The sequence below is a fragment of the Spongiibacter sp. C9W genome (genome assembly GCF_057370015.1).
The window spans coordinates 2943745-2968124 of the sequence record NZ_CM170672.1; the positions used below are offsets into that span (position 1 = coordinate 2943745).

The 24380-nt window shown below is 53.8% G+C and carries 22 protein-coding genes; 14 read left to right on the top strand and 8 right to left on the bottom strand.

The annotated features are described in order from the left end of the window. The first annotated feature begins 115 nt into the window (after positions 1-115). The 3 genes from secA to mutT are packed head-to-tail and all read left to right on the top strand — an operon-like array spanning position 116 to position 4554. Positions 116-2860 carry a preprotein translocase subunit SecA gene (secA, locus tag AC2Q8J_RS14020; protein ID WP_486451571.1) on the top strand — a complete coding sequence of 915 codons (2745 nt, stop codon included), beginning with the start codon at positions 116-118 and terminating at the stop codon, positions 2858-2860. A gap of 45 nt (positions 2861-2905) precedes the next feature. Next, positions 2906-4123 carry a bifunctional glutamate N-acetyltransferase/amino-acid acetyltransferase ArgJ gene (gene argJ / locus AC2Q8J_RS14025; RefSeq protein WP_486451572.1) on the top strand — a complete coding sequence of 406 codons (1218 nt, stop codon included), beginning with the start codon at positions 2906-2908 and terminating at the stop codon, positions 4121-4123. Then, positions 4123-4554 (top strand): 8-oxo-dGTP diphosphatase MutT, encoded by a 432-nt coding sequence (mutT, locus tag AC2Q8J_RS14030; protein WP_486451573.1) that lies wholly within the window; start codon positions 4123-4125, stop codon positions 4552-4554. The genes argJ and mutT overlap by 1 nt, the downstream gene beginning before the upstream one ends. On the opposite strand, the gene AC2Q8J_RS14035 is transcribed toward mutT, so the two are convergent. From AC2Q8J_RS14035 to pilB, 5 genes are all read right to left on the bottom strand, one after another. Then, complete coding sequence (locus AC2Q8J_RS14035) at positions 4539-4766, bottom strand: DNA gyrase inhibitor YacG (protein ID WP_348655233.1); 228 nt, start codon at positions 4764-4766, stop codon at positions 4539-4541. The genes mutT and AC2Q8J_RS14035 overlap by 16 nt on opposite strands. After that, on the bottom strand, positions 4763-5377 hold the full coding sequence (gene coaE, locus AC2Q8J_RS14040) for a dephospho-CoA kinase (RefSeq protein WP_486451574.1): 615 nt from the start codon (positions 5375-5377) through the stop codon (positions 4763-4765). Before coaE ends, AC2Q8J_RS14035 begins: the two co-directional genes overlap by 4 nt. A 19-nt stretch (positions 5378-5396) precedes the next feature. Continuing rightward, positions 5397-6275 carry a prepilin peptidase gene (locus AC2Q8J_RS14045; protein ID WP_486451575.1) on the bottom strand — a complete coding sequence of 293 codons (879 nt, stop codon included), beginning with the start codon at positions 6273-6275 and terminating at the stop codon, positions 5397-5399. 71 nt (positions 6276-6346) lie between these two features. After that, the gene (locus AC2Q8J_RS14050) at positions 6347-7561 is read right to left on the bottom strand and encodes a type II secretion system F family protein (protein ID WP_204997315.1); all 1215 of its coding nucleotides are present in this window, start codon (positions 7559-7561) and stop codon (positions 6347-6349) included. Between the two features lie 20 nt (positions 7562-7581). Further along, complete coding sequence (gene pilB, locus AC2Q8J_RS14055; protein WP_486451576.1) at positions 7582-9300, bottom strand: type IV-A pilus assembly ATPase PilB; 1719 nt, start codon at positions 9298-9300, stop codon at positions 7582-7584. 299 nt (positions 9301-9599) lie between these two features. On the opposite strand from pilB, the gene AC2Q8J_RS14060 reads away from it, so the two are divergent. The 3 genes from AC2Q8J_RS14060 to AC2Q8J_RS14070 all read left to right on the top strand — a co-directional run bounded on the left by AC2Q8J_RS14060 (position 9600) and on the right by AC2Q8J_RS14070 (position 13317). Next, positions 9600-10757, top strand: coding sequence for an O-antigen ligase family protein (locus AC2Q8J_RS14060; RefSeq protein WP_486451577.1), 1158 nt, complete (start codon positions 9600-9602; stop codon positions 10755-10757). Positions 10758-10888: 131 nt separating this feature from the next. Continuing rightward, entirely contained in the window at positions 10889-11392 is a 504-nt protein-coding gene (locus AC2Q8J_RS14065; RefSeq protein ID WP_486451578.1) for a pilin, read from the top strand. A 173-nt stretch (positions 11393-11565) separates the two neighbouring features. Continuing rightward, positions 11566-13317 (top strand): LTA synthase family protein, encoded by a 1752-nt coding sequence (locus AC2Q8J_RS14070; RefSeq protein ID WP_486451579.1) that lies wholly within the window; start codon positions 11566-11568, stop codon positions 13315-13317. 7 nt (positions 13318-13324) lie between these two features. Here the strand turns inward: AC2Q8J_RS14070 and nadC are convergent, their stop codons facing one another. Further along, positions 13325-14164 carry a carboxylating nicotinate-nucleotide diphosphorylase gene (gene nadC, locus AC2Q8J_RS14075; protein WP_204997409.1) on the bottom strand — a complete coding sequence of 280 codons (840 nt, stop codon included), beginning with the start codon at positions 14162-14164 and terminating at the stop codon, positions 13325-13327. A gap of 399 nt (positions 14165-14563) precedes the next feature. Here nadC and AC2Q8J_RS14080 point away from each other — a divergent pair, with 399 nt between their 5' ends. The 4 genes from AC2Q8J_RS14080 (at position 14564) to AC2Q8J_RS14095 (ending at position 19303) form a co-directional block, all read left to right on the top strand. Further along, a complete protein-coding gene (locus AC2Q8J_RS14080) occupies positions 14564-16828 on the top strand; it encodes a DUF1631 domain-containing protein (RefSeq protein ID WP_486451580.1) in 2265 nt (754 codons plus the stop codon). Positions 16829-16951: 123 nt separating this feature from the next. Next, positions 16952-17500 (top strand): 1,6-anhydro-N-acetylmuramyl-L-alanine amidase AmpD, encoded by a 549-nt coding sequence (ampD, locus tag AC2Q8J_RS14085; RefSeq protein WP_204997411.1) that lies wholly within the window; start codon positions 16952-16954, stop codon positions 17498-17500. A gap of 35 nt (positions 17501-17535) precedes the next feature. Next, the gene (ampE, locus tag AC2Q8J_RS14090; protein WP_204997412.1) at positions 17536-18387 is read left to right on the top strand and encodes a regulatory signaling modulator protein AmpE; all 852 of its coding nucleotides are present in this window, start codon (positions 17536-17538) and stop codon (positions 18385-18387) included. Between the two features lie 37 nt (positions 18388-18424). Continuing rightward, the gene (locus AC2Q8J_RS14095) at positions 18425-19303 is read left to right on the top strand and encodes an ROK family protein (protein ID WP_486451581.1); all 879 of its coding nucleotides are present in this window, start codon (positions 18425-18427) and stop codon (positions 19301-19303) included. 1 nt (position 19304) lies between these two features. On the opposite strand, the gene AC2Q8J_RS14100 is transcribed toward AC2Q8J_RS14095, so the two are convergent. After that, positions 19305-19859, bottom strand: a complete 555-nt coding sequence (locus AC2Q8J_RS14100; protein WP_204997414.1) for a cob(I)yrinic acid a,c-diamide adenosyltransferase — start codon at positions 19857-19859, stop codon at positions 19305-19307. A 128-nt stretch (positions 19860-19987) separates the two neighbouring features. On the opposite strand from AC2Q8J_RS14100, the gene cobU reads away from it, so the two are divergent. Genes cobU through cobC form a run of 3 tightly spaced genes read left to right on the top strand, consistent with a single transcriptional unit; the run spans position 19988 to position 22163 of the window. Beyond that, on the top strand, positions 19988-20506 hold the full coding sequence (cobU, locus tag AC2Q8J_RS14105) for a bifunctional adenosylcobinamide kinase/adenosylcobinamide-phosphate guanylyltransferase (protein ID WP_374972705.1): 519 nt from the start codon (positions 19988-19990) through the stop codon (positions 20504-20506). Positions 20507-20508: 2 nt separating this feature from the next. Further along, positions 20509-21558, top strand: a complete 1050-nt coding sequence (gene cobT, locus AC2Q8J_RS14110; RefSeq protein ID WP_424144609.1) for a nicotinate-nucleotide--dimethylbenzimidazole phosphoribosyltransferase — start codon at positions 20509-20511, stop codon at positions 21556-21558. Then, complete coding sequence (gene cobC / locus AC2Q8J_RS14115) at positions 21555-22163, top strand: alpha-ribazole phosphatase (RefSeq protein ID WP_486451582.1); 609 nt, start codon at positions 21555-21557, stop codon at positions 22161-22163. The genes cobT and cobC overlap by 4 nt, the downstream gene beginning before the upstream one ends. Before the next feature lie 17 nt (positions 22164-22180). On the opposite strand, the gene AC2Q8J_RS14120 is transcribed toward cobC, so the two are convergent. Further along, positions 22181-22657 carry an EexN family lipoprotein gene (locus AC2Q8J_RS14120; protein ID WP_372878479.1) on the bottom strand — a complete coding sequence of 159 codons (477 nt, stop codon included), beginning with the start codon at positions 22655-22657 and terminating at the stop codon, positions 22181-22183. A 36-nt stretch (positions 22658-22693) separates the two neighbouring features. Between AC2Q8J_RS14120 and AC2Q8J_RS14125 the strand changes: the two genes are divergently transcribed. Beyond that, a complete protein-coding gene (locus AC2Q8J_RS14125) occupies positions 22694-24367 on the top strand; it encodes an alkaline phosphatase D family protein (protein ID WP_486451583.1) in 1674 nt (557 codons plus the stop codon). Positions 24368-24380: the final 13 nt, after the last annotated feature.

The following is a 24380-nucleotide window of genomic DNA, read 5'->3' on the forward strand; positions in this document are numbered from 1 at the left end:
CCTTGAATTTTTGTCATCTGACCCTCATTGACGTAGTTTAGCGTGGCGCTGCCATTAGGGTTCACAGGCCCTAGCACGCAGGAACTCATATTCCCCGGGAAAGCAACGACTCATCATGATCACATCCGTAGTCAAAAAGGTATTTGGAAGCAAGAATGATCGCGAGCTGAAACGCATGCGAAAAGTTGTTGCACGTATATCCGCCATGGAAGAGGAGCTAACCGCTTTAGACGATGCCTCGCTCCAGGCCAAAACCGGTGAATTTCGCCAGCGATTGAGTGCCGGCGAGTCCTTGGATCAGCTCTTGCCGGAAGCGTTTGCGGTGGCCCGAGAGGCTGGCCGGCGGGTGCTCGGCATGCGCCACTTTGATGTGCAGTTGATCGGTGGTATCACCATGCACGAGGGCCGTATTGCTGAGATGCGCACGGGTGAGGGTAAAACGCTCGTGGCGACATTGCCGGTCTATCTTAACGCGCTTGCAGGCAAGGGCGTGTTCGTTGTTACCGTGAACGATTATCTCGCCCAGCGTGATGCCAACTGGATGCGGCCACTCTACGAATTTCTCGGCTTAAGTGTGGGTATCATTCGCTCTGGGCAGGGTGCGGAAGAGAAGCGCGCCGCTTATGAGTCGGATATCACCTACGGCACCAATAATGAATTTGGTTTCGACTATCTGCGCGACAATATGGCCTTCGCGATTGAGGACCGTTATCAGCGCGAATTGAATTTTGCCATTGTCGATGAGGTCGACTCGATCCTGATCGACGAGGCGAGAACGCCGCTGATAATTTCTGGGCCGGCGCAAGACAGCTCAGCCCTTTATAAACAGATAAACCGTTTTATTCCCCAGCTGCAGCCCGTGCCAGAGAGTGAAGGCGAGCCACAAGCGGGTGTTGAAGCGGCAGAAGGTCATTACACCGTTGACGAGAAAATGCGTCAGGTGGAGCTCAACGAGGCAGGTCACCAACTGGTTGAAGACCTGTTGATTCAGGCCGGCCTTTTGGAAGAGGGCGACAGCCTGTATTCGGCTAGCAATCTTAGCCTCCTGCACCATGTTAATTCGGCGCTGCGCGCCCACGTGCTGTTTAACAACAACGTGGAATACATCGTTCAAAATGACCAGGTTGTGCTGATCGATGAACATACTGGCCGGACAATGCCAGGGCGACGCCTGTCTGAGGGCTTGCACCAAGCGATCGAAGCAAAGGAAGGGGTCACTGTTCAAGCTGAGAGCCAAACGCTGGCGTCGACAACCTTCCAGAATTATTTCCGCTTGTTTAACAAGCTCGCCGGTATGACGGGCACGGCAGACACCGAAGCCTTCGAATTTAAGCAGATCTACGGTTTGGACGTGGTGGTCATTCCCACCAATAAGCCCAATGCGCGTCGCGATTTGAATGACCTTGTATACCTGAGCAAAGAAGAAAAGTACGACGCCATTGTTGAAGACGTTAAGGGCATTGTCGAAACGGGCGCCCCGGTTCTGGTGGGTACTGCCTCGATTGAAACGTCTGAAGCAATGTCCAAACGCTTCAAGCAAGCGGCAATCCCTCACAAGGTGCTGAACGCGAAGTATCACGAGCAAGAAGCGGAAATTATTGCTCAGGCGGGACGCCCCGGCGTGGTAACGATTGCCACCAACATGGCGGGTCGAGGCACCGATATTGTACTCGGCGGTAGCGTCGATGCAGAAATTGAACAGCTCGATTCGCCCTCTGACGCGGTGATCAGTGAGCTCCGTGAGGCCTGGAAGCTGCGCCATGAGCAGGTGATTCAAGCGGGTGGTTTACATATTATCGGCACAGAACGTCACGAGTCTCGCCGTATCGACAACCAGCTCCGCGGTCGTGCGGGGCGCCAGGGCGACCCGGGTCTATCGCGGTTTTACTTGTCTCTGGAAGACAACCTGATGCGTATTTTTGCCTCGGATCGGGTTCGCGGCATTATGCAGGCATTGGGCCTGGAGAAAGGCGAAGCCATTGAGCATCGCATGGTTTCAAACGCCATTGAGAAAGCGCAGCGCAAGGTAGAGGGACGCAACTTCGACATTCGTAAGCAATTGCTGGAATACGATGATGTTGCCAATGACCAGCGGCAAATTATCTACCAACAGCGCAATGAGCTGCTGGAGTCAGACGACATTAGCGAGATGCTATCGGCTGTTCGCAACGACGTGGTGCAAGATGTCGTCAGCGAGTATATCCCTATGCAGAGCATGGTCGAGCAGTGGGATGTTGCGGGCTTGGAGCGCCGTATCGAAGCGGACTTCGGTGTGAAGTTGCCGATTGCGCAGTGGCTGGATGAAGACAAAAAGCTGCAGGAAGAGGGCGTTCGTCAGCGTATTATCGACGCCGTCGACGCTGCCTATGCCAGCAAGTGCGCGCAAGTTGGGCCGGACATGCGCAAAATTGAGCGCCACATTATGCTGCAAGTGCTCGATACCCTGTGGAAAGAGCATCTGGCAACGATGGATCACCTTCGTCAGGGTATTCATCTGCGCGCTTTTGCTCAGAAGAACCCAAAGCAGGAATACAAGCGCGAGGCCTTCGAGTTATTCCAGCAAATGTTGGAGAGCTTAAAGCACGAGGTTGTGCGCTTCCTGTCGCATTTGCAGCTGCAGCAAGATGAGAGCGCTGAAGCACTTGAGCAGCAGCGCCGCGAAGAACAGGCAAAGCGCGCGATGGAATTCCAGCACGCGGAAAGCTCTGCGCTGGACGATGAGGGGCTGCAAGATGAGCCCAGCGACACGCCAAAAACCCCCGAGACCTTTGTTCGAGAGGGACGTAAGGTTGGGCGCAATGAGCCCTGTCCCTGTGGTTCAGGCAAAAAATACAAACAGTGCCACGGTAAGTTGGACTAACCCTTAGCCTTGTTGAAGGGCAGACAGTCAAAATAGGAAACAGTGATGGCAGTGGGTTCGGGGAAATTTGGGCATTTGCACACCGTGCCAGGTGTGCGTCTTGGTATTGCCAGTGCGGGTATCAAGAAAGTCGGCCGTAAAGATATTGTGGTTTTCGAATTGGCGCCAGGCAGCAGTGTTGCCGGCGTGTTCACGCAGAATGCATTTTGTGCTGCGCCGGTAACGGTGGCCAAGTCTCATATTGCTGGTGCCGAGAGCCGTTACCTTCTGGTGAATACCGGCAATGCAAATGCGGGCACCGGTGAGCAGGGCTTACGCGATGCTAAGCGCTGTTGTGAGGCCTTGGCCGAGCTGACATCGGTATCCCCCGAGCAGGTGTTGCCATTCTCAACAGGTGTGATCGGTGAGTCTCTGCCGGTTGATAAAATACTGACGGCGTTGCCCGATGCTTTGTCTGACCTATCAGAGGATAACTGGGCGGCGGCGGCCAGCGGTATTATGACGACGGACACGCGTCCAAAGGCCTGCTCACGTCAATTAGAATGGCAAGGCAGCACGATTACAATCACCGGTATCTCCAAAGGTGCCGGCATGATCAAGCCGAATATGGCGACGATGCTTGGCTACGTAGCCTGCGATGCACGCATTGAACCGGGACTGCTTCAGTCCATGGTCACGCGCTGTGCTAATGGCTCGTTTAACCGTATCACGGTCGATGGCGATACCTCGACAAATGACGCCTGCATGCTGATCGCCAGCGGCGAGTCAGGATTGGAAGTGACTGAGCAAACGCCCGAATTATTGGCCGCCTTGCAAACACTGTTGGATGAGGTCTTTCTGGAGTTGGCGCACGCCATTGTGCGCGACGGTGAAGGGGCTACGAAGTTTGTAGAAGTGGCGGTAAGTGGGGCGCGGACGTCTGACGAAGCGCTAAAAGTGGCCTACACGGTTGCCGAATCTCCTCTGGTGAAAACTGCCTTGTTTGCCAGCGATCCCAACTGGGGACGTATCCTTGCTGCCATCGGTCGTGCAGGTGTCGAACGCCTAACGGTTGAAGATGTTAGGGTTCACCTTGACGAGGTGTTGATTGCCGAGCGCGGCGGCCGTGCGGCGTCTTACACTGAAGAGGCTGGCGCTGCTGTGATGAAGAAAGACGAGATTGCGATCCGCATTGATCTCGGTCGCGGCAATGCGCGGGAGACGGTGTGGACCACCGACTTCTCTTATGACTACGTCAAGATTAACGCGGAGTATCGCAGCTAGTGGCGGTCGTGCACGTTGCGGTGGGCGTTATCTGCGATGACCAGCACAATATCCTGATTGCCAAACGCTCTGCAGACCGCCATCAAGGTGGCCTGTGGGAGTTTCCCGGAGGCAAGGTAGAAAGCGGGGAGTCTCTGGTTGACGCGTTAGAGCGGGAGCTACAAGAAGAAATAGGGATTAGTCTTGTGCCTGAGCAGTGCTCGCCGCTGCTCAAAATTGAGCACGACTACGGGGATAAACAAGTTTGTTTAGATGTGTGCTGGGTCAGGGAGTTTCGCGGTCAGCCTGAGGGCCGAGAGGGGCAGCCCCTAAAGTGGGTTGCGCCGCAGAACTTGAATCAGTACCCCTTTCCCGAAGCGAATCGCGCGATTATCGACGCGATAATGGCTAGTGCCCGTTCACAGATGCTAGCCAATCAGCGCGGCTTGTAGTCGTCGTTTAAGTCGCCACTCAGAATATCTTCATAATCGGGTTGCCCCGGAATATGGTGTTCCTCGTTTGACCAAGCGACAAAGTCCTGATTTTTGCAGTTCTCGCTGCAAAATGGACGGTAGGGATTGCCGCTGTCCCATTTTAATTTTGCGCCACAGTTTGGGCAGGGCACGATGGTGCTAAGTGTCGTGGGCTTGTTTGCTGTGCTCACTGCGCTTTTTTCTCCTCGGCATAGGCCAAGTACTGCTGGTGCAGTGTTTCCACTTTTGCATCCAATTGTTCGATATCGCCACTATTATCAACCACATCATCGGCGGCATCCAATCGTTGTTGGCGGCTGGCCTGGCTGGCCATAATCCGCTCTACTTGGGCCCGATCATTGTCATCACGCGTCATTGTGCGAGCAACCTGGACGGACTCCGGAACATCGATCACTAATAGGCGGTCACAAAGCGCCTTCTGCCCGCCCTCTACCAGTAATGGTGAAACGTAAATGACGTAAGCGCCTTTGGCTTGCTCAAGTTGGTTTAGCGTCTCGGTGGCAATTAGCGGGTGCAGGAGTGCCTCTAACCACTGCTTGTCTTCGGCATTGCTGAATATTCGTTTTCTCAACTCCGCGCGCCGGAGTTCCCCGTTTGCATCCACAATCGCATCACCAAAATGCTGTTGAATAGCCTTTAATGCGTCGCTTCCTGGTTCAACGACCTGGCGGGCTATCACGTCTGCGTCCACGACGGTAATGCCGCGCGTTGCAAAGCGGTCCGACACGGCGGTTTTACCGCTGCCAATGCCGCCACTGAGTCCTACAATGAAGTTGCTCACAATCGAAATTCCGTGTTTATCAAAGCGGTGGTAGCCCGGCGAACGTCAGATAGCCGTTCAATAAGGCAGGGCCCCAAAATAAGGCGATCCAGCCTGCCATCGCAAGGTAGGGGCCAAAGGGAATGGTGCCGGTATTGTCCCGACCTTTGATCGCCAGTAGCATGCCGCCGAGCACCGCGCCGACTACCGAAGACAGCAAAATGATAACCGGCAGCATCTGCCAACCGAGCCAGGCACCGAGGGCGGCCAGTAGCTTAAAGTCGCCGTAGCCCATCCCCTCTTTACCCGTTGCCAGCTTAAACAACCAGTAAACCGACCACAGAGACAAGTAGCCAAAGATCGCGCCCCAAACGGCGTCCTGAAGTGGCACCGTCCCACTCAAGGCGTTGTACGCCAGGCCGAGCCAGAGCAATGGCAGGGTCAAGCTATCTGGCAGGAGTTTGTGGTCGATATCTATCATGCTCATCACCAGCAGCAGCCAGCTGAAGACAATGACGGCTGCTGTGTGCCAGGACATGCCGAACTGAATGGCGGCAAAAACGGCGAGTATGGCCGTTGCGAGTTCTATCGCGGGATAACGCAAGCCGATTCCCGCTTTACAGTTGGCGCAGCGACCGCGTAAAAGTATGAAGCTGATAAGAGGGATATTCTGCCAGGCTCTCACGGGGGCGTGGCAATGGGGGCAGTGCGAATGGGGGTAAGACAGCGTAAAGTGTTCCTGCGAATCCGTCCCGTCCTGCTCCAGAATGAGCCTGCACTCCTGCTTCCAGTGCGCCTCCATCATTTTAGGTAAACGGTAAATAACAACGTTAAAAAAACTGCCAAACAATAGGCTAAAGACGGCGAGCAGCGCCATGCTTAGCGCTGGGTTGGAGTGTAAATAGCTCAGGGTAGACATGAATAAAACCTAGCGTTGCGCCGCGCTATGTTGGCTAGCGGCGCTTGAAGTAGTGGACAAGCCCGAGATGGTTAAATCGCGGAACCCAGCATGAAGATTGGTAGGTACATTGCGATCATCAAACCGCCAACCAGTACACCGAGAACCGACATAATGAAGGGCTCTAGCAGCGCCGTCAGAGAGTCTACCGCATTGTCCACGGCTTCTTCGTAATGATTGGCCACTTTATCGAGCATTTCGTCCAGCGAGCCAGACTCTTCACCTATCGAGACCATCTGCAGCAGCATGGTGGGGAAGAGATTAGTAAAGCGGATGGCAGAATACAGCGTCTGCCCCGTGGTCACGTCGTCGCGAATTTGAATAATGGCTTTGTTGTATACGGCATTGCCCGCGGCGCCGGCAACAGAGTTGAGGGCGTCTACCAGTGGAACACCGGCACCGAAAGTGGTGGCGAGGGTGCGAGAGAAGCGGGCAATGACCGAGTTGTAAATAATATCGCCGACAGCGGGTATTTTAAGAGAGACCTTGTCGACCCAGTCTGAAAAAGCCTGAGAACGCCGGCGTGCCTGACCAAAGGCATACACCGATACGCCGATAGCGGCGAACATTATATACCAATTGGCCTGCATCCACTCCGACATCCCCACTACAAGTTTGGTGAATGCTGGAAGATCAGAGCCGAAGCTTTCAAAGGTAGCGGCAAACTGGGGAACGACCTTGATAAGCAGTATCGCGGTGACCACGATAGCAACACAAATAACCGCAATGGGGTAGGTGAGGGCTTTTTTGATCTTGGCTTTCAGTGCCTCGGTTTTTTCCTTGTAGGTCGCTACACGGTCAAGCATGAGTTCAAGCGTACCGGATTGCTCGCCGGACTCGACCAGGCTACAAAACAAATCATCGAAGTACTTGGGGTGTTTGGCGCAGGCGGCGGCAAAGCTGCCGCCGGAGGCCACATCGTTTTTAATGGCGTTGACCAGCTCGGTCATTGTCGGGTTGCCCGCGCCCTCGGCGACAATGTCGAAGCTTTGCACCAGTGGCACCCCGGCTTTAAGCATGGTGGCCATTTGCCGGGTGAAAATGGCGATGTCTGCCGGTTTGATCGGCTTTTTGCTACTGAACAGTGGCTTGGGCTTACGCTTTACAACTTTGGGGGCAATGCCTTGCTTGCGCAATTGCGCCTTGGCTATCGCCGGAGAAATAGCAACCATTTCTCCACGGGTTTTTCGGCCTTGCTTATCGGTACCCTGCCAGACAAAAACGGCATCTTTATTCTGTGCGGCCATAATGCTTCTCGAATCTTGTTTTAATCTTTGGTCACGCGGTTAACTTCACTGAGGCTGGTGACGCCTTGTGCGCACTTCTTGAGTGCAGACTGGCGCAAATTATTAAAGCCTTCTCGTTGCGCTTGGTCGGCAATTTCTAATGAGTTGCCGTTCTCCATGATAATACGAGAGATATCTGGTGTTATGCGAACAACTTCGTATATCCCGACACGACCTTTGAAACCGTTGTTGCAGCGCTCACAGCCAACTGGCTCCATAATCATAGCTGAGCTTAGCATTTCTTCCGTAAAACCTTCCTCTAACAGGGTTTCTTTGGGAATGTCCGCAGGTTTTGCGCATTCCTTGCAGAGTCTCCGAGCCAGACGCTGGGCAATAATCAAGCTGACGGAGGTTGCTACATTGAAGGCGGGTACACCCATGTTCAGCAGGCGGGTTAAGGTTTCCGGGGCGCTATTGGTGTGCAGGGTAGATAAAACCAAGTGACCAGTCTGCGCGGCCTTAATGGCAATTTCGGCGGTTTCGAGGTCCCGTATCTCACCCACCATGATAATGTCGGGATCCTGACGCAGGAAGGATCGAAGGGCCTCGGCAAAGCCCAGGCCGACTTTGGTATTCACGTGTACTTGGTTAATGCCTTCCAGGTTGATTTCTACTGGGTCTTCTGCCGTGGAGATATTGAGCTCTGGGGTATTGAGAATGTTCAGGCCGGTATACAGCGATACCGTCTTACCTGAGCCTGTCGGCCCCGTCACCAAAATCATACCTTGAGGCTGGTTGAGGGCCGATAGGTACATCTCCTTTTGCTCGGGCTCATAACCCAGAGCGTCGATGCCCATTTGTGCGGAAGACGGATCGAGGATCCGCAGCACGACCTTCTCTCCCCACAGTGTGGGCAGCGTGTTTACACGAAAGTCGATAGCGCGGGTTTTGGACAGCTTCATTTTTATGCGGCCATCCTGGGGGATGCGCCGCTCAGAGATGTCCATTTGTGACATAACTTTCAGGCGCGCAGCCAGTCGAAAGCCCAGTGATGCGGGCGGGCGGGCGACTTCCTGCAAAATACCGTCTGTGCGAAAGCGCACACGGTAGGTCTTTTCGTAGGGCTCGAAGTGAATATCGGAAGCGCCGCCGCGAATTGCGTCCAGTAAGACTTTGTTCACGAATTTGACGACGGGCGCCTCGTCGGCACCGCTGCTATCGCCTTCAGCAGCAGCGTCCTCGTCTACCGCCTGAACGTCCAAGTTCTCCAGGTCGATATCATCCATCTCACCCAGGCTGTCGGTGAGAGACTCTTCCTGGGCGGCCATATAGCTATCGATGGCTGCGTTCAGCGCGGATTCCTCGACAACAATGGGCTCAGTGCTGAGGTTGGTATGAAATTTTACCTGATCCAAGGCATGGAGATTGGTGGGGTCCGACATGCCTATATAGAGGCGCTTCCCCCGCTGCCACAAAGGCACAATGCGGTGGCTGCGTATCAACTTGCTGTCTACCAGTTTTTTCGGCGCCAAGTCGATATTGAAGGCCCGCAAATCCAAAAAGGGGATGCCGAACTCATCCGCGGCTGCCTCGGCCACGGCGATGCCATCCACCAGCTTGCTGGCCACCAAATGGCTGACAACGCTTTTCTTCTCCTTGCTCGCGGCTTCTTGCGCCCTGCGAATGCCGGCCTCATCGATTAAACCGTCGAAGACCAGTCGGCGAGCCAAACCGGTTAAGGGCGTGCTGGAAGAGTTCATAAGCCGTTCTTTTTCTTGGTATTGGATAGAGAAATATCGAAATGCATACAGTACTCTAGCACGCTCGCTCGGGTAGTTGGATAGGGAGTTCAACAGGAAAGTCTCTTCCCATCGACTGTCGACACACTTGCCTCATCTGGTATTGGAGAAAAATAATAATGTCAGCCCTGCCCTCGCTACAGGCTTTCGGCTTTGACCTAAAGCGTCCCGCAGACTTGCTGCAACTAATCTTGCTACTGTTGGTGTTCTCAGTCGCCTTGCTAACCGGTAGCTGGGATCTGGGCAACTCTCGAATTGTGATGTACCACCAGTTGGTATTTATTGCCGCATTTGCGTTGCTGCAGGCGTGGCGGGTCGCTTGGTTACCGCTCATTCGCCGTAACCGCTGGATTTTGGTGCTTACCCTTGCTTGGGTGGTGTCGGTTTCGGTGTCTTTTTACACCTCGCCGCTGAATTTGCAGTTTCTGACGGTGGCGCAGTTTCGCTATGCAGAAACGCTGGTACATATCTTTTTTTTCTTTTCATTGTATGTTTTCAACCAATTAGCTCCTTTACCAATCAAGAGGGTGCTGATCGCTATAGTATTCAGTAATGCGCTGGTTGTAGTGCATGCCTTTTTAACTTGGCACTATAGCCCCGAGCCAAATGTACACACTGAAAGTATGTGGTCGAATTATTTCCCCATGTCCGGCAATATTCGTCATGCTGGCTTCAATATGCTTGTGGCGGTTGCGGCGGCAATAGGGCTAATATTTTCAGCCAAAAACAAGGTTGACGCATTGTTAGGCGCGCTGGGCCTGCTGCTGGTATGTGGCTGTCTTGTTTGGCTAGGTGGTCGCGGTTCAATGCTCTCGTTAATCATTGGTATAAGTTTCGCTTGGTGGGTGGTGAGTCCGAAGGTGTTTCTGTGGAAAAAGGCTGCAGTTATCGGCTCGGTATTGCTGTCAGTAGTGTTGGCCGAGCAGCTATCTCAGTTTAAATTTAACGGATTGCGAAACTCAGTTTCAAAATCTGTTGCCGCAGAGGATTTCAATCGCTTGTCGTCTGGCCGCTTGGTAATTTGGCAAGACTCAATGGAAAAGCTTGAAGGACACTGGGTAATGGGTTTTGGTTCCCAAGCCTATTTAATGCTGCCGGACAGGGTTGTTCGCAAAACCTCCTCGCCTCACAACGTTTTTGTTCAGTTCCTGCTTGAGTGGGGGGTAATTGGCACGCTGTTGTTTTCTGCACTATTCGCCACTCTGCTACATAGTATTACTGGTGTATCCGCTAAGTCGCTGGGGCAGAGCGAGCATGGGTTGGCATTTTCTGCGTCGGCGATTGTTGTTGCACTGTCTGCACACGGCCTAACGGATGGCACCTTTTACCACGGTAAAGCGAGCTTTTATTTGGCGCTGGCGGCCGCGCTTTGCTTTGCGTTTACTAGGCGTCAAAATTTGGCAGTCACTGACAAATAGTGTCACTTCTTGTACTGGCAGTTTGGTTAAGGCCCGCATTTTACGAAGCGAGGCGGGTTGGCACGAAAACCGCATAGCTAGTTACAGGTTGATAATGGTCAATCGCAATAAATAAGTATCTGGAGAAGACTATGAAGCAAGTACAACAGGGTTTTACATTGATTGAATTAATGATCGTGGTGGCGATTATCGGTATTTTGGCGGCGGTCGCGTTGCCTGCTTATCAGGATTACACTAAGAAGGCAAAACTGTCTGAGGTCACTTTGGCTGCGAGCTCGTGTCGAACAACAATTACTGAAAAATTCCAGTCTGCACCCAGCTCCGATTCGCTAATTGCCGGAAACTGGGGCTGTGAGTCTTCTGGGGCGACTACTCAATACGTTGCTAGTATTACAACAACAGAGGATGGTGCTGTCCGTGTCGAGGTTGCAAATATAGATACTACAATTAATGGCGACTACGTATACATGGAGCCAATGCTTGATAGCACGAACCGTATGACAAAAGCCAATGCTGGCTCGTCAGTTAATCAATGGCGTTGTGGTGCCAGCTCAAACGAACTACGTAAGCTAATGCCTGGTTCATGTGCTCATAACTATGACTCCGCTCCTGCAGGTACTTTCGCCGCTAACTAGTGGATATCGAGAGTTAGCGATAGGCGCCCGAGGGCGCCTTTTTTATTTGGAGTTCAGCAACATTGTCAGCTCTTGCATTTTTTGTCGTTATCCTGCTTTCGTTTTTTGGCTCTGTAAACCCAAACCCATTAGGGCTAATTAGCGGAATCTTCATTTTTTGTGCTGGCGTTGCCATGCTGTGGCTGGTGGGCGGAAAGCGCGCTTGGCTGGGGCGTGCAGTATCCTACTTGGTCGTCGCATTATTTCTTTTGATCACCATTTGTAATTGGTGGTACTTCCAGTATTTTCAGTCTTACTTTAATTATGAAGCGCTTGTCTTAATTGGCGACACGCCTGAAGCACTGAAAAGTGTTTCGCAATTTGAATACACGCGCGAAGCCGTCGTCCTGGCCGTCGTAAGCCTACTTCCTTTAGTGCTAGCGCAGCTATTTGGTCTGCCTCTTATGCCGCGCTCGCCGCGCGTGCGGTATGTTGGAGCGGCGGTTTTTTTGGTCGCTGCGCTGGTTTCAGGTGGTATCGTTCACGGTTCAGTGGCGAACTATAAAAGCGTGGGGATGTTCAGTTTGTCGCCTGCTTACCTCCATCCCGTGCATGCTTTTTTTACGCCGATGTCGAGCCAGCAAGAGCATGTTGACGCGGAGTTCGAGGCGCTTAATTTATTTCGGCAGGCGAATCGTGGTGCCCCCACATTTGTTGAGCGTAACAACAAAAATATCATTGTCATTACGCTTGAATCTGTTCGTGCTTTCCAGCTGGATTACTATGCAGCATTGGGTGGTAAGGAAGGTATAGCGGCGACTCCTGTATTCAACGCCTTTGCTGCCAACAATATTTCGGCAAAGAATTTTTACGCTAACACCAATTTCACTGTTAAAGGCGAGATGGCGATTTGGTGTGGTTTGTTGGATCGCAACGCAAAGCCGCCGCTGTCGACGATTAGTGAACAGCTAGCGAACAACTTACCTTGCCTGCCGTCAATGCTTCGCGAATTGGGGTATGACACGCGCTTTTATCACGGCTATCAATCGCGCTTTTATAACCGCCGTGCGTTTTTACCTAAAGTGGGTTTTGAAAACAGCCTCTTCTTTGCTGATGTGAGTGAGGGGCGTTCGGTTGAAGAAATTGGCTGGGGTATTTCCGATGAGGCAATGTTGGGCCTGATGCTCAACGAGCTTCAGTCGCTAGCTTCGCCATTTTTTGCTCATATCACCACACTCAGCAGTCACTACCCCTTTCATTGGCAGTGGCCGGAGGCGTCCCAGTCCGCCCAGTTCGTGGAGAGTGGAGATAAGCTTTACGACAATTACCGAAGGGCCGTGGCCTACGAAGATTATGCTTTTGGCAAATTTTGGGAGGCTTTTCAGCGCTCCCCTCTTGCTGAAAATACCATTGTTGTCGTCACGGCTGACCACGGTGTGTGGACGTTTTCGCCGGAGGATGCCGCGCAGGGCGACAATGTTGTGTTGGATGAAAAATTTTTCCGTATGCCGCTGGCAATATACCATCCTAACGTGGACGAGCCTCAGGTCATTGAGCAGGTTTCCAGTCAAATTGATATCGCGCCGACGCTGCTGGCAATGCTGGGTTTGCCCCATGACGAGTTTGTTGGAAAGAACATGCTTACCGAGGTGGAGCGGCCCTGGGCGCTGATGATGAAAAGTGGCCAGCTAGTGGTGCGCGTTGAGAATACGCTTTGCCGGATAAACGGGCGGGAATGTGCAGGCCTGCATCAAGAGTGCATCGCTCACCAGTTTGGTGAGCTCTTTCTGAAGAAATTCACTGACATGCAGACTTGTTATAACGTGGATGGCGACCTGCTTCAGGGTGGCACCTATTCAGAGGTGTCAGAGAATGAGCCGTGGTTGCAGCACGGTTTCAATCTCATTAATTATCACAATAAGCGTGCCCTTGGTGCCACCGACTAAGGGCTTCTTATGTCAGCCGCATCGACAAATCCACTGCCCTGGCATGCTTAGTCAATGCGCCTATCGAGATGTAATCGACACCGGTCTCAGCGATGCCTGCCAGTGTGGCTTTGCTAACATTTCCCGAGGCCTCTAGTTTGGCGCGGCCTGCGGTAAGGTCCACGCCTTTGCGCATATCGTCCAGGCTGAAGTTATCCAGCATGATGGTGTCAGCGCGGGCATCGAGGGCTTGTTCCAGCTCGTTCAATGACTCTACTTCAACTTCCACGGGTTTGCCTGGTGCCAGCTGGCGGGCAGCAGCGATGGCGTTGGCGATGCTGCCGGCAGCTGCAATGTGGTTCTCTTTAATAAGAAAGGCGTCGTAAAGGCCGATGCGATGGTTATGGCAGCCGCCGCAGGTTACAGCGTATTTTTGCGCGGTGCGCAGGCCGGGAATGGTTTTGCGGGTGTCCAGAAGTTTGACCTGGGTATGCGCCACAATGTCGGCGTAGTCTCGGCAGGTAGTGGCGGTGCCAGAAAGCAGCTGCAGAAAATTGAGAGCACTGCGCTCACCGGTCAGCAGGCTTCTGGCTTTTCCTTGTAGCTCAAATAACACGCTATTTGGTTCAACGCGGTCCCCGTCTTTGACGTGCCAGGTAACTGTGACTGAGTTATCAATTTGTCGAAATACTTCGTCTACCCAGGCCTGCCCGCATATAACCGCTGCCTCTCGGCTGATAATTTTTGCCGCGGCGATTTCTGTGTCCGGGATTAACATGGCGGTGATGTCACCGCTGCCGATATCCTCCTTCAGTGCTGCGCGTACAGCGGATTGAACGTCGTTTTCAGTGGCTGTCGGGAGGGGCATGGATAGGCCTCAATGGCAAATTTACTGATAAAAATTTATGGCGATTCCGCTGGCAACAACACAGTTGCCCCTAGTCTTCTAGGTAGTTTCCCGCGCTGGTCGCTGGGAAATGGCAGCTGCTATAAAACGCCTAAGTGAAAGGTTGCGGATGCGCGACGCAGGCGGAGTTTACCAAGATGGGAGGTATAGGTGTAGTTGAGTGGGCAGATATGCATAATTCGCTACTGACGACTCAACGACACTTTGGTATAACTGTGTGACCTAGGAAGGGTTGAAGCAAGCAAGGACGGCTAAGGTCGTATCCCGAACGGTGGGTTTCCAACGCATTGCCGCTGCATATCGAGATACAACGTACAAATAGAATACTAGCAGTTCGACAGATGGCTGGCAGAAATCAAAATGACTGATAAACCCAACAATGTTGTGGATTTAACCGCGCGCAGAGACCCGACACCCGGCGCCGCTGACGCCAGCTCGGCTACGTTGCCTGCCAGTATGGCGGCCCTGCGTGAGAAATGTCAGTTATTCTTGGCAGAGCGTCTTACCAGCTTATTGGACGATGTTGATGACACGCTCTTTGAGCTTGCGGATGAAGCGAGCAGTGCGAAAGAACAGCATCTGTATTTTGACTCGATGCGTGAAATTCGCGTTCATCGCCAAGTGATAGAGCAAAAATTTAGCACAAAACTTCGCGACAATTTTACGGATCAGCTGAACGCCGCCGTCAACGGCGCTGCAGATAGAGGGCGAGCTAAGTTAAAGCTGCTTGAGTCGGATGCACTGGAAGAGCTGGTTGCTATTGAAGGCATGGCGAAGAAGGCCGAGCGCCAGCACTTGCAACAATTGTGGCAGTTGAGTGTTGCCTGGCAACACAGTGTTGGTGGCGAAAGTATCAGTGCGGCGGAGTTGCCAATGGGGCCGGCAAAAATTGCCAAGGCCTTCAGCGAGGCATGCCGCGACCTGAATATCGATATCAAAGCCCGTTTAATACTTTTTAAGATGTTCGACAGCCAAATCATCTCCCGCTACGGCGAGCTGTTTGATTTGATGCTGCCGGTGTTGGAGACAAGCGGCGTCGCCTTGGAATCAGAGCGACCTGAGCCTCGTCAGCGCGAAGATGAGTCCTCGGCGGCAACGGAGTCTTCTGGGGCTGTGGATGAAGGGAATTCGCGTCCGGCCGCTGAATTAGTGAATCAATTGGTCGATGCCATGGACGAGGTCTTTCAACAGGCCTCTGCGAATGAGTCGGCGACCCTTTCCAAGCCGTCGTTTATGGTCGCCCTGCAAGATATGCAGGACGAGCAGTTTAGCCACTTGAAAACCCGGGGTGCGGCAAACGACAGTCACGCATTTCTGGAGATTTCGCAAAAGCTGGTTTCCCGGCTACGCGAAGTGAGCCGGGTTTCGCAAAATGATGCGTCGGCGCTCTCCCTCGAGAGAGATCAGGATACGGTGCATTTCGTCGGTACCTTATTCCAGTACATGCTTGAAGGCGATGGGCTTTCCGATCCTCTCAAGCGCTTGTTGGCTCACTTGCAGATCCCGATTCTAAAAATGGCGATGCTGGATAAGAGCTTCTTTAGTCGAGAAGAGCACCCGGCCAGAAAGTTGCTCAGTGCGATCGTTGGCGCAGGCATTGGTTGGTCGCCTGTTTCCACGCCTGAAAAAGACCCGCTGTATAAAAAACTCGAAGAAGTCGTAATGCGTATTCTGGGTGACTTCGGTGTAGATACCCAGATTTTCGTCGATGTTTTGATGGAATTTGGCAAGTTTCAAGAAAAGGCCCAGCGTCGCGCTGAGCTGGTGGCCCAGCGCACAATCAACGCAGAGGATGGCCGGGCAACTGCCCAGGCAGCGCGCTCATATATCTCCGGCCTGCTGGAAGACAAGCTCCGCGAGGCGGATTACCCTCCGGTGGCCCGCAAAGTCTTGTTAGACGGCTGGAGTAAGGTACTGTTCCTAAGCTATGTGCAGTCTGGCCCCGAGAGCGCAAGTTTCAAAGACGAAGTGCAATTTGTTGAGCGCTTTTTGTGGAGCGTTGCCCCAAATAATGAAGCCGAGCACCGCAATGAGCTGATTACCGCGCTGCCGGTGCTGATTGAAACGCTTCGACTCGGATTTAATCGGGTGTCGCTAAACGCGTTCGAAACCGGTAAGTGGTTTGAGCAGCTTGAGCGTTTACATCTAGCCAAATTAAGCCGAAATGAGGCGCCGTCGGCACCGCGCGCGGCAGATGAAGAGCAAGCATTAGAAGATTTGGACGCCGCCTTGGCAGAGCTCGATGAGCCAGCGGTGGTATCAACGGAAAACGTTACTGCCGATGAGGCGGTTGAGCCTGAGTTAGGTTCAAATGAGTCGCCGATTGACGATGCGGCAAGCACCGCCGCGGCGCTTGAGGCCTTGCGCGTTGGCAACTGGGTGGACTTGCGTCAAGACGACGGAAAAATGCTGCGTTGCCGCTTGGCGGCAGTGATTAACGGCATTGGTAAGTACATCTTCGTCAATCGCGCTGGAATTAAAGTCGCTGAATACGATATGGATACCCTGCGATCAGCAGTGGTTGACGGCGATATCGTGCTGATCGAAGACGACAGAATGTTTGACCGGGCACTGGAGTCGGTGATTAGTAACCTGCGCGACATGCACGACAAGCCGCTAAGTTAAGGCATCTCTGAGTTATCACCGAATTAATCAGAGGCGCCTTAAGTACTGCGCGGCTGGGCTTGTCCGGCCTCACTAAATTTCTCATGGCCTGTTACACTTTCCCGCAGAAACGCGGGAGTGCAGATGTACACGATTGATAAAAATGGGTGGTTTGAACACGCCCGCAAAACCCCCTCCGAAAACTTCAATGCTCGCCCCGAAGGGGAGGAGATTGACCTTCTGCTCATCCACAATATCAGCCTGCCACCCGGGCAGTTTGGCACGGGCTGCGTGCCGCAGTTTTTTTGTAATACCTTGGACTGCAGTCAGGATCCGGCGCTGGCCGATATTCAGGAGTTGAAGGTCTCGGCGCACTTATTCATTGACCGCGAAGGCGAGTGCTTCCAGTTTGTCTCCCTGCTCGACCGCGCCTGGCATGCGGGGGTGTCGCAATTTTGTGGCCGGGACAACTGCAACGACTTTAGTATTGGCATTGAGCTGGAGGGTGAAGACCACCGCCCCTATACCGAGCGGCAGTACCACGAGCTGGCGGCAGTCACGCGCGCCTTGCGTCAGCGGTTTCCAAAAATTAATCTAGAGCGTATCGTTGGGCACTGTGATGTTGCGCCCGGAAGAAAAACCGATCCGGGGCCGGCCTTTAACTGGGACAAATTGCGCGCCTTGTTAGCTTAACGCCTTCCTGTAGCGGTAATGAGTGGAAATTAACTATGGAATTTTTCGCGATTTTGATCGCTTGGGGTGCGGTACAGTTCTGGGGTAGCGCGGAACTGTTCCAGCGCGATAGTTGGGTGGTGCAATACCGCCAGCTGCTGAAAGGGTTTGCCAGTCCCGCTCTTCGTTTGGGGCTGTTTGTATTAGTGCCGGTGTTATTATTGGCGCTGCTGTTGTGGTTGATTGCTCCGCTCGTTTTTGGCTTACCGCTGTTCTTAATTAGCGTGGCGGTATTGCTATACAGCCTGGGAAGGGGAGACTTTCAAATACAGCTGCGCCTCTACCTAAACAGCTGGCAGCGCGGAGATTTAGAAGGGGCCTTCCTCTATGGTCAGCACTTTAGTGAGGAGCTCTGTGACAGCGGTGCGGACAATGCCCTGCAAATGCACAACGCCGTGCGCAAGGCCGTGTTCTATCAGGGGTTTGAGCGCTGGTTTGCGGTGGTGTTTTGGTTTTTTGCCTTGGGACCGGCAGCGGCATTGCTCTACCGTTTGGTGTTCATGACCGCGCAAGATGCCCTTGCCAGTCAGCAAGAGCGGGATTTAAGTAAAAACTTACTCTACTACCTGGAGTGGTTGCCCGCCCGCCTGCTCGGTTTTGCCTTCGCACTGATTGGCGATTTCGAGGGGTGCTTTGGGAAATGGCGGGCTATGGTGCTGGGGGATCTACCCAGCGACGCTTACCTGGATGAGCTGGGAAGCTGTTCTATGGCCTCAGCGGTGAACGCTGAGCTCGATGGTGATCAATTCGTTCAGCAGGCAGCGCAAGAGTTGCAAAAAGTGCAGCAGTTACTTTCTCGCAGCCTACTGTGTTGGATCGCCGTGATGGCGTTAATGCAGTTGTTCTAAGTCTTGCTAAAACAATGAGTGTTAACAGGCCCTAGGCATGCGTATTGGCATTGATCTCGGCGGCACCAAAATTGAGGCCGTTGCCATGGACGACGGCGGCGACATTCTTTACCGGCAACGCACGCCGACTCCTCGCGATAATTACGCCGCTATTCTCCGTGCTATTGCCGATCTTGTTGAGCGCGTTGAAACGACGCTCGGCCAGACGGGCAGTATTGGTATTGGCACGCCGGGCGCCGCCTCAGCGGTCGACGGCAGGATGAAAAATTGCAATACCACCTGTTTGAACGGGCAAGCGCTACAGCGGGATTTAGAGGCGTTGATGCAGCGCCCGCTGCGCCTGGCGAACGATGCGAACTGTTTCGCCTTGTCTGAGGCGGTTGACGGCGCGGGGCAGAATGCGAGCAGTGTCTTTGGTGTCATTATTGGGACCGGCGTTGGCGGTGGCTTAGTGTTTTCTAAGCAGCTTCACGTGGGCGCAAATGCCATCGGGGGAGAGTGGGGGCATAACCTTATGCCAGGCGCTGACGAGGGGCGTCAGTGTTATTGTGGTCGCCGCGACTGCATAGAAACCTACCTCAGCGGCGCAGGTCTGCTGCAGAGTTACCAGCGGAATCAGGGGTGTGCTGACAACGTACAAGGCATTGTGGCTGACGCCGAAGCCGGTAGCGAGCGCGCTCGTGCGCAGCTTGACGATTACTGCGAAAAGCTGGCCAGAGCCCTGGCATCAGTCATCAATACGGTCGACCCAGAAGCGATTGTGTTAGGCGGTGGCCTTTCTAATATTCCACTGCTCTATACCCAGGTGCCTGAATTATGGGGCAAGTGGGTATTCAGTGACCAATGCCGCACGCAATTATTGCCCGCGCGCTACGGTGATAGCAGCGGCGTTCGCGGTGCGGCCTGGCTGTGGTGAGTTAGCGTTTATCGGCGGGTTGCCAAAGTACTTCATTGTCGCCATTGCGGCGCGCAAGTAATCGCGCCATCACAAATAAAAAGTCAGAGAGGCGATTGAGGTACTGCCTGCTAGTGTCGTTGATGGCTGTCTCGCGGTGCAGGGCAACAAGGCTGCGCTCCGCGCGACGGCAAATGGCTCGAGCAAGGTGGCAGGCAGCGGCCGGTTTATTGCCGCCGGGTAAGATAAAGTTCTTCAGTGGCGGCAGGTCGTCGTTGAGCGTGTCCAGGCTCTCTTCAAGTTCGCCGATGCGCTCTGCACTAACCAGGGTGTAGCCCGGTACAGCGAGTTCACCGCCAAGGTCGAAAAGGTCGTGCTGAATGCGTGCCAGTAGGCGAGCGTAGTCGTCTTGTTCGGGGAGTTCGGCAATCAATACGCCCACTTGTGAATTGAGTTCATCTACTGTGCCTATCGCCTCCATTCTGGCGTGATCTTTGTCAATCCGCGAGCCGTCGCCCAAGCCCGTTGTCCCGTCGTCTCCGGTGCGGGTATAAATCTTGGATAAACGGTGTCCCATATTTCCCTCTGCTGACTGCTGTCTTGTAGAATGACGTGCCGGTGCGGAATTTCGCTGCCGGCGTAAGTATACGTGACTTACAGAAACTGGGCAGCCGAGTGCCCATAAAAACGATAATAGGAGTCAGGGTGCTGGAATTATATTTAGGTGGTGCGCGGTCTGGTAAAAGCCGCTTGGCGGAACAGCGCGCCTGCGACAGTGGCCGGGAATTGATCTACATCGCCACAGCAACCGCGGGGGATGCTGAAATGGCTGCACGTATTGCCCATCATCGGCAGCAGCGTGCAGGCTGCGGTTGGCACACCGTTGAGGCGCCTGAGCAGCTTTGCCAAGCCATCGCCGAACACGCCGCTGAAAACCGATGCATCTTGGTAGACTGTTTAACGCTGTGGTTGAGCAACTGGCTCATTAAAGATGATGAGCAGCAATGGCAGAGTGTAAGAGCCGGGTTTCTGCAGTGTATTCAGCGTAATCCGGGGCAGGTGATACTGGTCAGCAACGAAGTTGGTCAAGGCGTTGTCCCCACTGGAGCGCTGACTCGCCGCTTTGTAGATGAAGCGGGCCGCCTACATCAGGATATCGCCGCTGTCGCCGACCGCGTGGTATTTGTTACAGCAGGCTTGGAACAAGTTTTAAAAGGGAAATAACCGTGACTGAGTGGTATTTAGAGGCGGCGCCAGAGCCGGACGAGGAAATGCGCGCCGCTGCGCAGCAGCATCAAGACAATTTGACCAAGCCGCGTGGCGCTCTGGGGCGACTAGAAGATGTTGCCGTGCAACTGTCGGCGGTTCAGCGCACGCTGACTCCCAGGCTTGATCGGGCATTTATTGCAGTTTTTGCCGCTGATCACGGTGTCGCTGCCGAGGGCGTGTCGGCATATCCCCAAACGGTAACCGCCGAGATGGTGCGTAATTTTGCCAGCGGCGGCGCGGCAATCAGTGTATTAGCCGACAGCGTCGGCGCGTCGTTTAAAGTGGTGAACACCGGAACGGTTTACGCGATTGAAGACCTGCCCAATGTGGTTGATCGGCGCGTGGCTGCCGGAACACAAAATATGTGCGTCACCGAGGCGATGGATCGCGAGCAGTGCTTGGAGGCCTTTGCCGTGGGCCGGGATATTATTGATGAGGCGGGGGATATTGATATCTTTCTCGGCGGTGAGATGGGCATTGCCAACAGTACCTCTGCTGCGGCACTTGCGGTGGCGCACACGCGGCTGTCGGCAACGGCAATGGTCGGGCGCGGTACCGGTATTAGTGAACAGGGCTTAGCCAAAAAAGCAGCGGTGGTCACGCGGGCAATGTCGCGGCACTTGCCGCATATGAAAGACGGTGTCGAAACCTTGCGGCGTATCGGTGGATTAGAAATTAACGCCTTGGTGGGTGCTTATATTCGCGCCGCGCAGAAAGGCATCGTTGTTTTGGTTGATGGCTATATTTGCACGGCGGCAGCAATTTCTGCTGTGAAGGTGAACCCTTCTATTCGACCGTGGCTGTTCTTTTCTCACTGCTCGGCTGAGCCCGGTCACAAGCGACTGTTGGCGAAAATGGATGCGCAGCCGCTGCTAGAGCTGGATATGCGCTTGGGCGAGGGCAGCGGTGCCGCATTGGCTCTGCCAATTTTGCGTGCGGCCTGTCGATTGCACAACGATATGGCTAGCTTTGAGCAAGCCGGTGTGAGCCGGGGTAGCGACGCGTGACGGTAACGAGCAGCCGCATTGACCTGCTGCGTCACGGCGCCTGCGAGGGCGGCGAGATATTTCGCGGCAGTACCGACGTTGCCTTGAGCGAAACCGGCTGGTCGCAAATGCGTGACAAAGTCGCCAGCGTGGACGAGCCTCACTGGGATCATATTGTCACCTCGCCGTTGCAACGCTGTGCGCGTTTTGCAGAAGAGTTGTCTAGCAAGCACGGTATTAAACTTTCGGTAAACGATGACTTGCGAGAGATCCATTTTGGCGACTGGGAGGGGCTGCCGCACAGTGAAGCCCAACAGCGAGACCCAGAGGTGTGGCGCAAGTTTTGGCAGTCACCGGATTCGGCTAGCCCGCCCAATGGCGAGGCGATGAGTGACTTTTGCGCGCGGGTGACAGGAGCACTGGATGCCATTGCCAAGCAGCACAGTGGGCAGTCGGTGTTGCTGGTGGTGCACGGCGCGGTTATCCGCGTGATGATATGCCATTGGTTGGGTATGCCAATGGGCGCAATGACGCGGCTATCGGTGCCCTATGCCGGCTTTAGCCGCTTTCATATTTACCACCAAGATGGTCGGGAGCCGTGGGTGCAGTTGCATAGCCACGGCTAGGCCTTCAGTGGTGTGGATTATGGGCGTTCAATTTTCGGAGCAGATAGCGCCTTACTGCCTGCAATAAACCACTTGCCGTCCCGGCGCACAAATTGGTAACGGGCGTGATGGCGCTGGGTTTCCCCGGCTTTGAAACTACCAAAGCTGCTTTTGTACTGTTTGTACTCCATATTGAAAGGCGCGAGCTTTCGCATGCCGACCACGGTGTCGAAGTCTTCAGGGAAGCGCAGCGTCACATAGACGTCAGCGCTCGCGGACTCGCCGCCGTCGTTTTTATTCAATACCTCGACACTCTCCAACTCAAAAAATGCGGGTTCAGCCAACTCGGCGATGTTTTTCTTTAACAGTTCTTGCACGGTGTAGTCGGTAAATGCGATGGGCTTCTGGCTGCAGGCAGCCAGCACTATCGCTGCGGCGAACACTGCGAAAATGCGGCGTAATGCAAAGGGAAAAATACACATAAATAGGTAGCTCGTTAGAAACATAACTGTCATCTTTGGGCAGTAGGCTCCTCTGCGTGCGAGATTTGCATGCTTCACGCCCTGTTTGATGACAACGAGTACACTATGGATCGCCGACTATTTATCAAAGCGCTTACTACTGCCAGCATTGGCATACCTATACTGACAGCCTGCGGAGGCGGTAGCAATAACAGCGGCGGTGGCGGTGGTACCGGTGGTGGCGTAACGCCAAGTGCCGGGCTGCGATTTGAACACGGTGTTGCCAGTGGTGACCCCTTGGACGACCGCGTAATTTTATGGACGCGAGCAACTCCAGCGCTTGGTCACACCGGCGATATTACGGTGCTGTGTGAAATCGCCGAAGATCCGGGTTTCGAGCGCATTGTGCTTTCAGAAACCCTGAGTAGTAATGCCAATCGCGACTACACAGTAAAGTTCGACGCTGCCGGCCTACTGGCTGACCGACGCTACTGGTACCGGTTTAAAGGTGCCGACAGCAGCTCGCCGGTTGGTCGCGCGCGAACCTTACCCCTGCCTGGTCAATACACTGACCGCCTGCGCTTTGCCGTGTGCTCGTGTAGCAGCTATCCCCACGGTTACTTCTCGGTATACCGCATGATGGCAAACCGCGCAGACCTCGACTTTGTTATGCACCTGGGCGACTACATCTACGAATATGGCCAAGATGAGTACGGCGACCACCCAGAGCGTCTGCTCGATCCGGCCCATGAAATTGTCAGCCTGGACGATTACCGGCGCCGCTATGCGTTATACCGTCGCGACGTCGACCTTCAGGCCGCTCATGCCACTCACTCCTTTGTTACGGTATGGGACGACCATGAAACCACCGACAATTCTTATAAAGATGGCGCGAACAATCACAATGAGGGTGAAGGCGATTGGTTTGAGCGTAAACGCTTAGCGATTCAGGCCTATTTTGAATGGCTGCCGATCCGTCCGCCAACCGCAAGTCAGGACAGCATCTACCGCGCCTTCCGCTTTGGCGATCTGGCTGACTTTGTCATGCTCGATACCCGTTTGGAAGGCCGGGAAAAGCAGCTCGATAACCCGGTTGATCCGGCGCGCATTGAGCAACGTGACCTGCTGGGGCAAACGCAAAAAGACTGGTTTAAAAATCAGTTGGCGGTGTCTCAGGGGATATGGAAATTCGTCGGTCAGCAAGTCATGTTTGCCCAGCTGCAGATCCTCGAGTTGCAACGCCTGCTGCCAGGTGTCCCGACTAACGATTTCAGCCCGCTCATTGCCGTCAATATGGACCAATGGGACGGCTACCCCACCGAGCGCGAAGAGATACTCGATTTCATCGACGAGCAAGGTATTCAAAACACTGTAATTCTAACCGGTGATATCCACACCAGCTGGGCGAACGAGGTGTATAAAAGCAGTGCAATTTTAACCAGCGGCGTATTGGATGAGCCCTTGGCCGTCGAGTTCGTGACCAGCAGTATTACCTCGCCCGGTTTCCCCGACGGCGCCGCCGAGTTGGTATCAGCAGTGCTGCCCGTGGCGAACCCGCACATGAAATATACCGACCTGAAAAACAAGGGTTTCATCTTGATGGACGTCACTCGCGAACGCACACAGGCGGAGTATTACTACGCCGCTGATATCAGTCGTGCTGACCAGTCCGGGGTGGAAATGGACAAGGTTAAAACACTGTCTGTGAATGTCGGCAGCAGCCGCTTAGTCGAAGACACCCCAGTGAGCCGTCCGCGTAGCTAAGCCGCTGTAACCT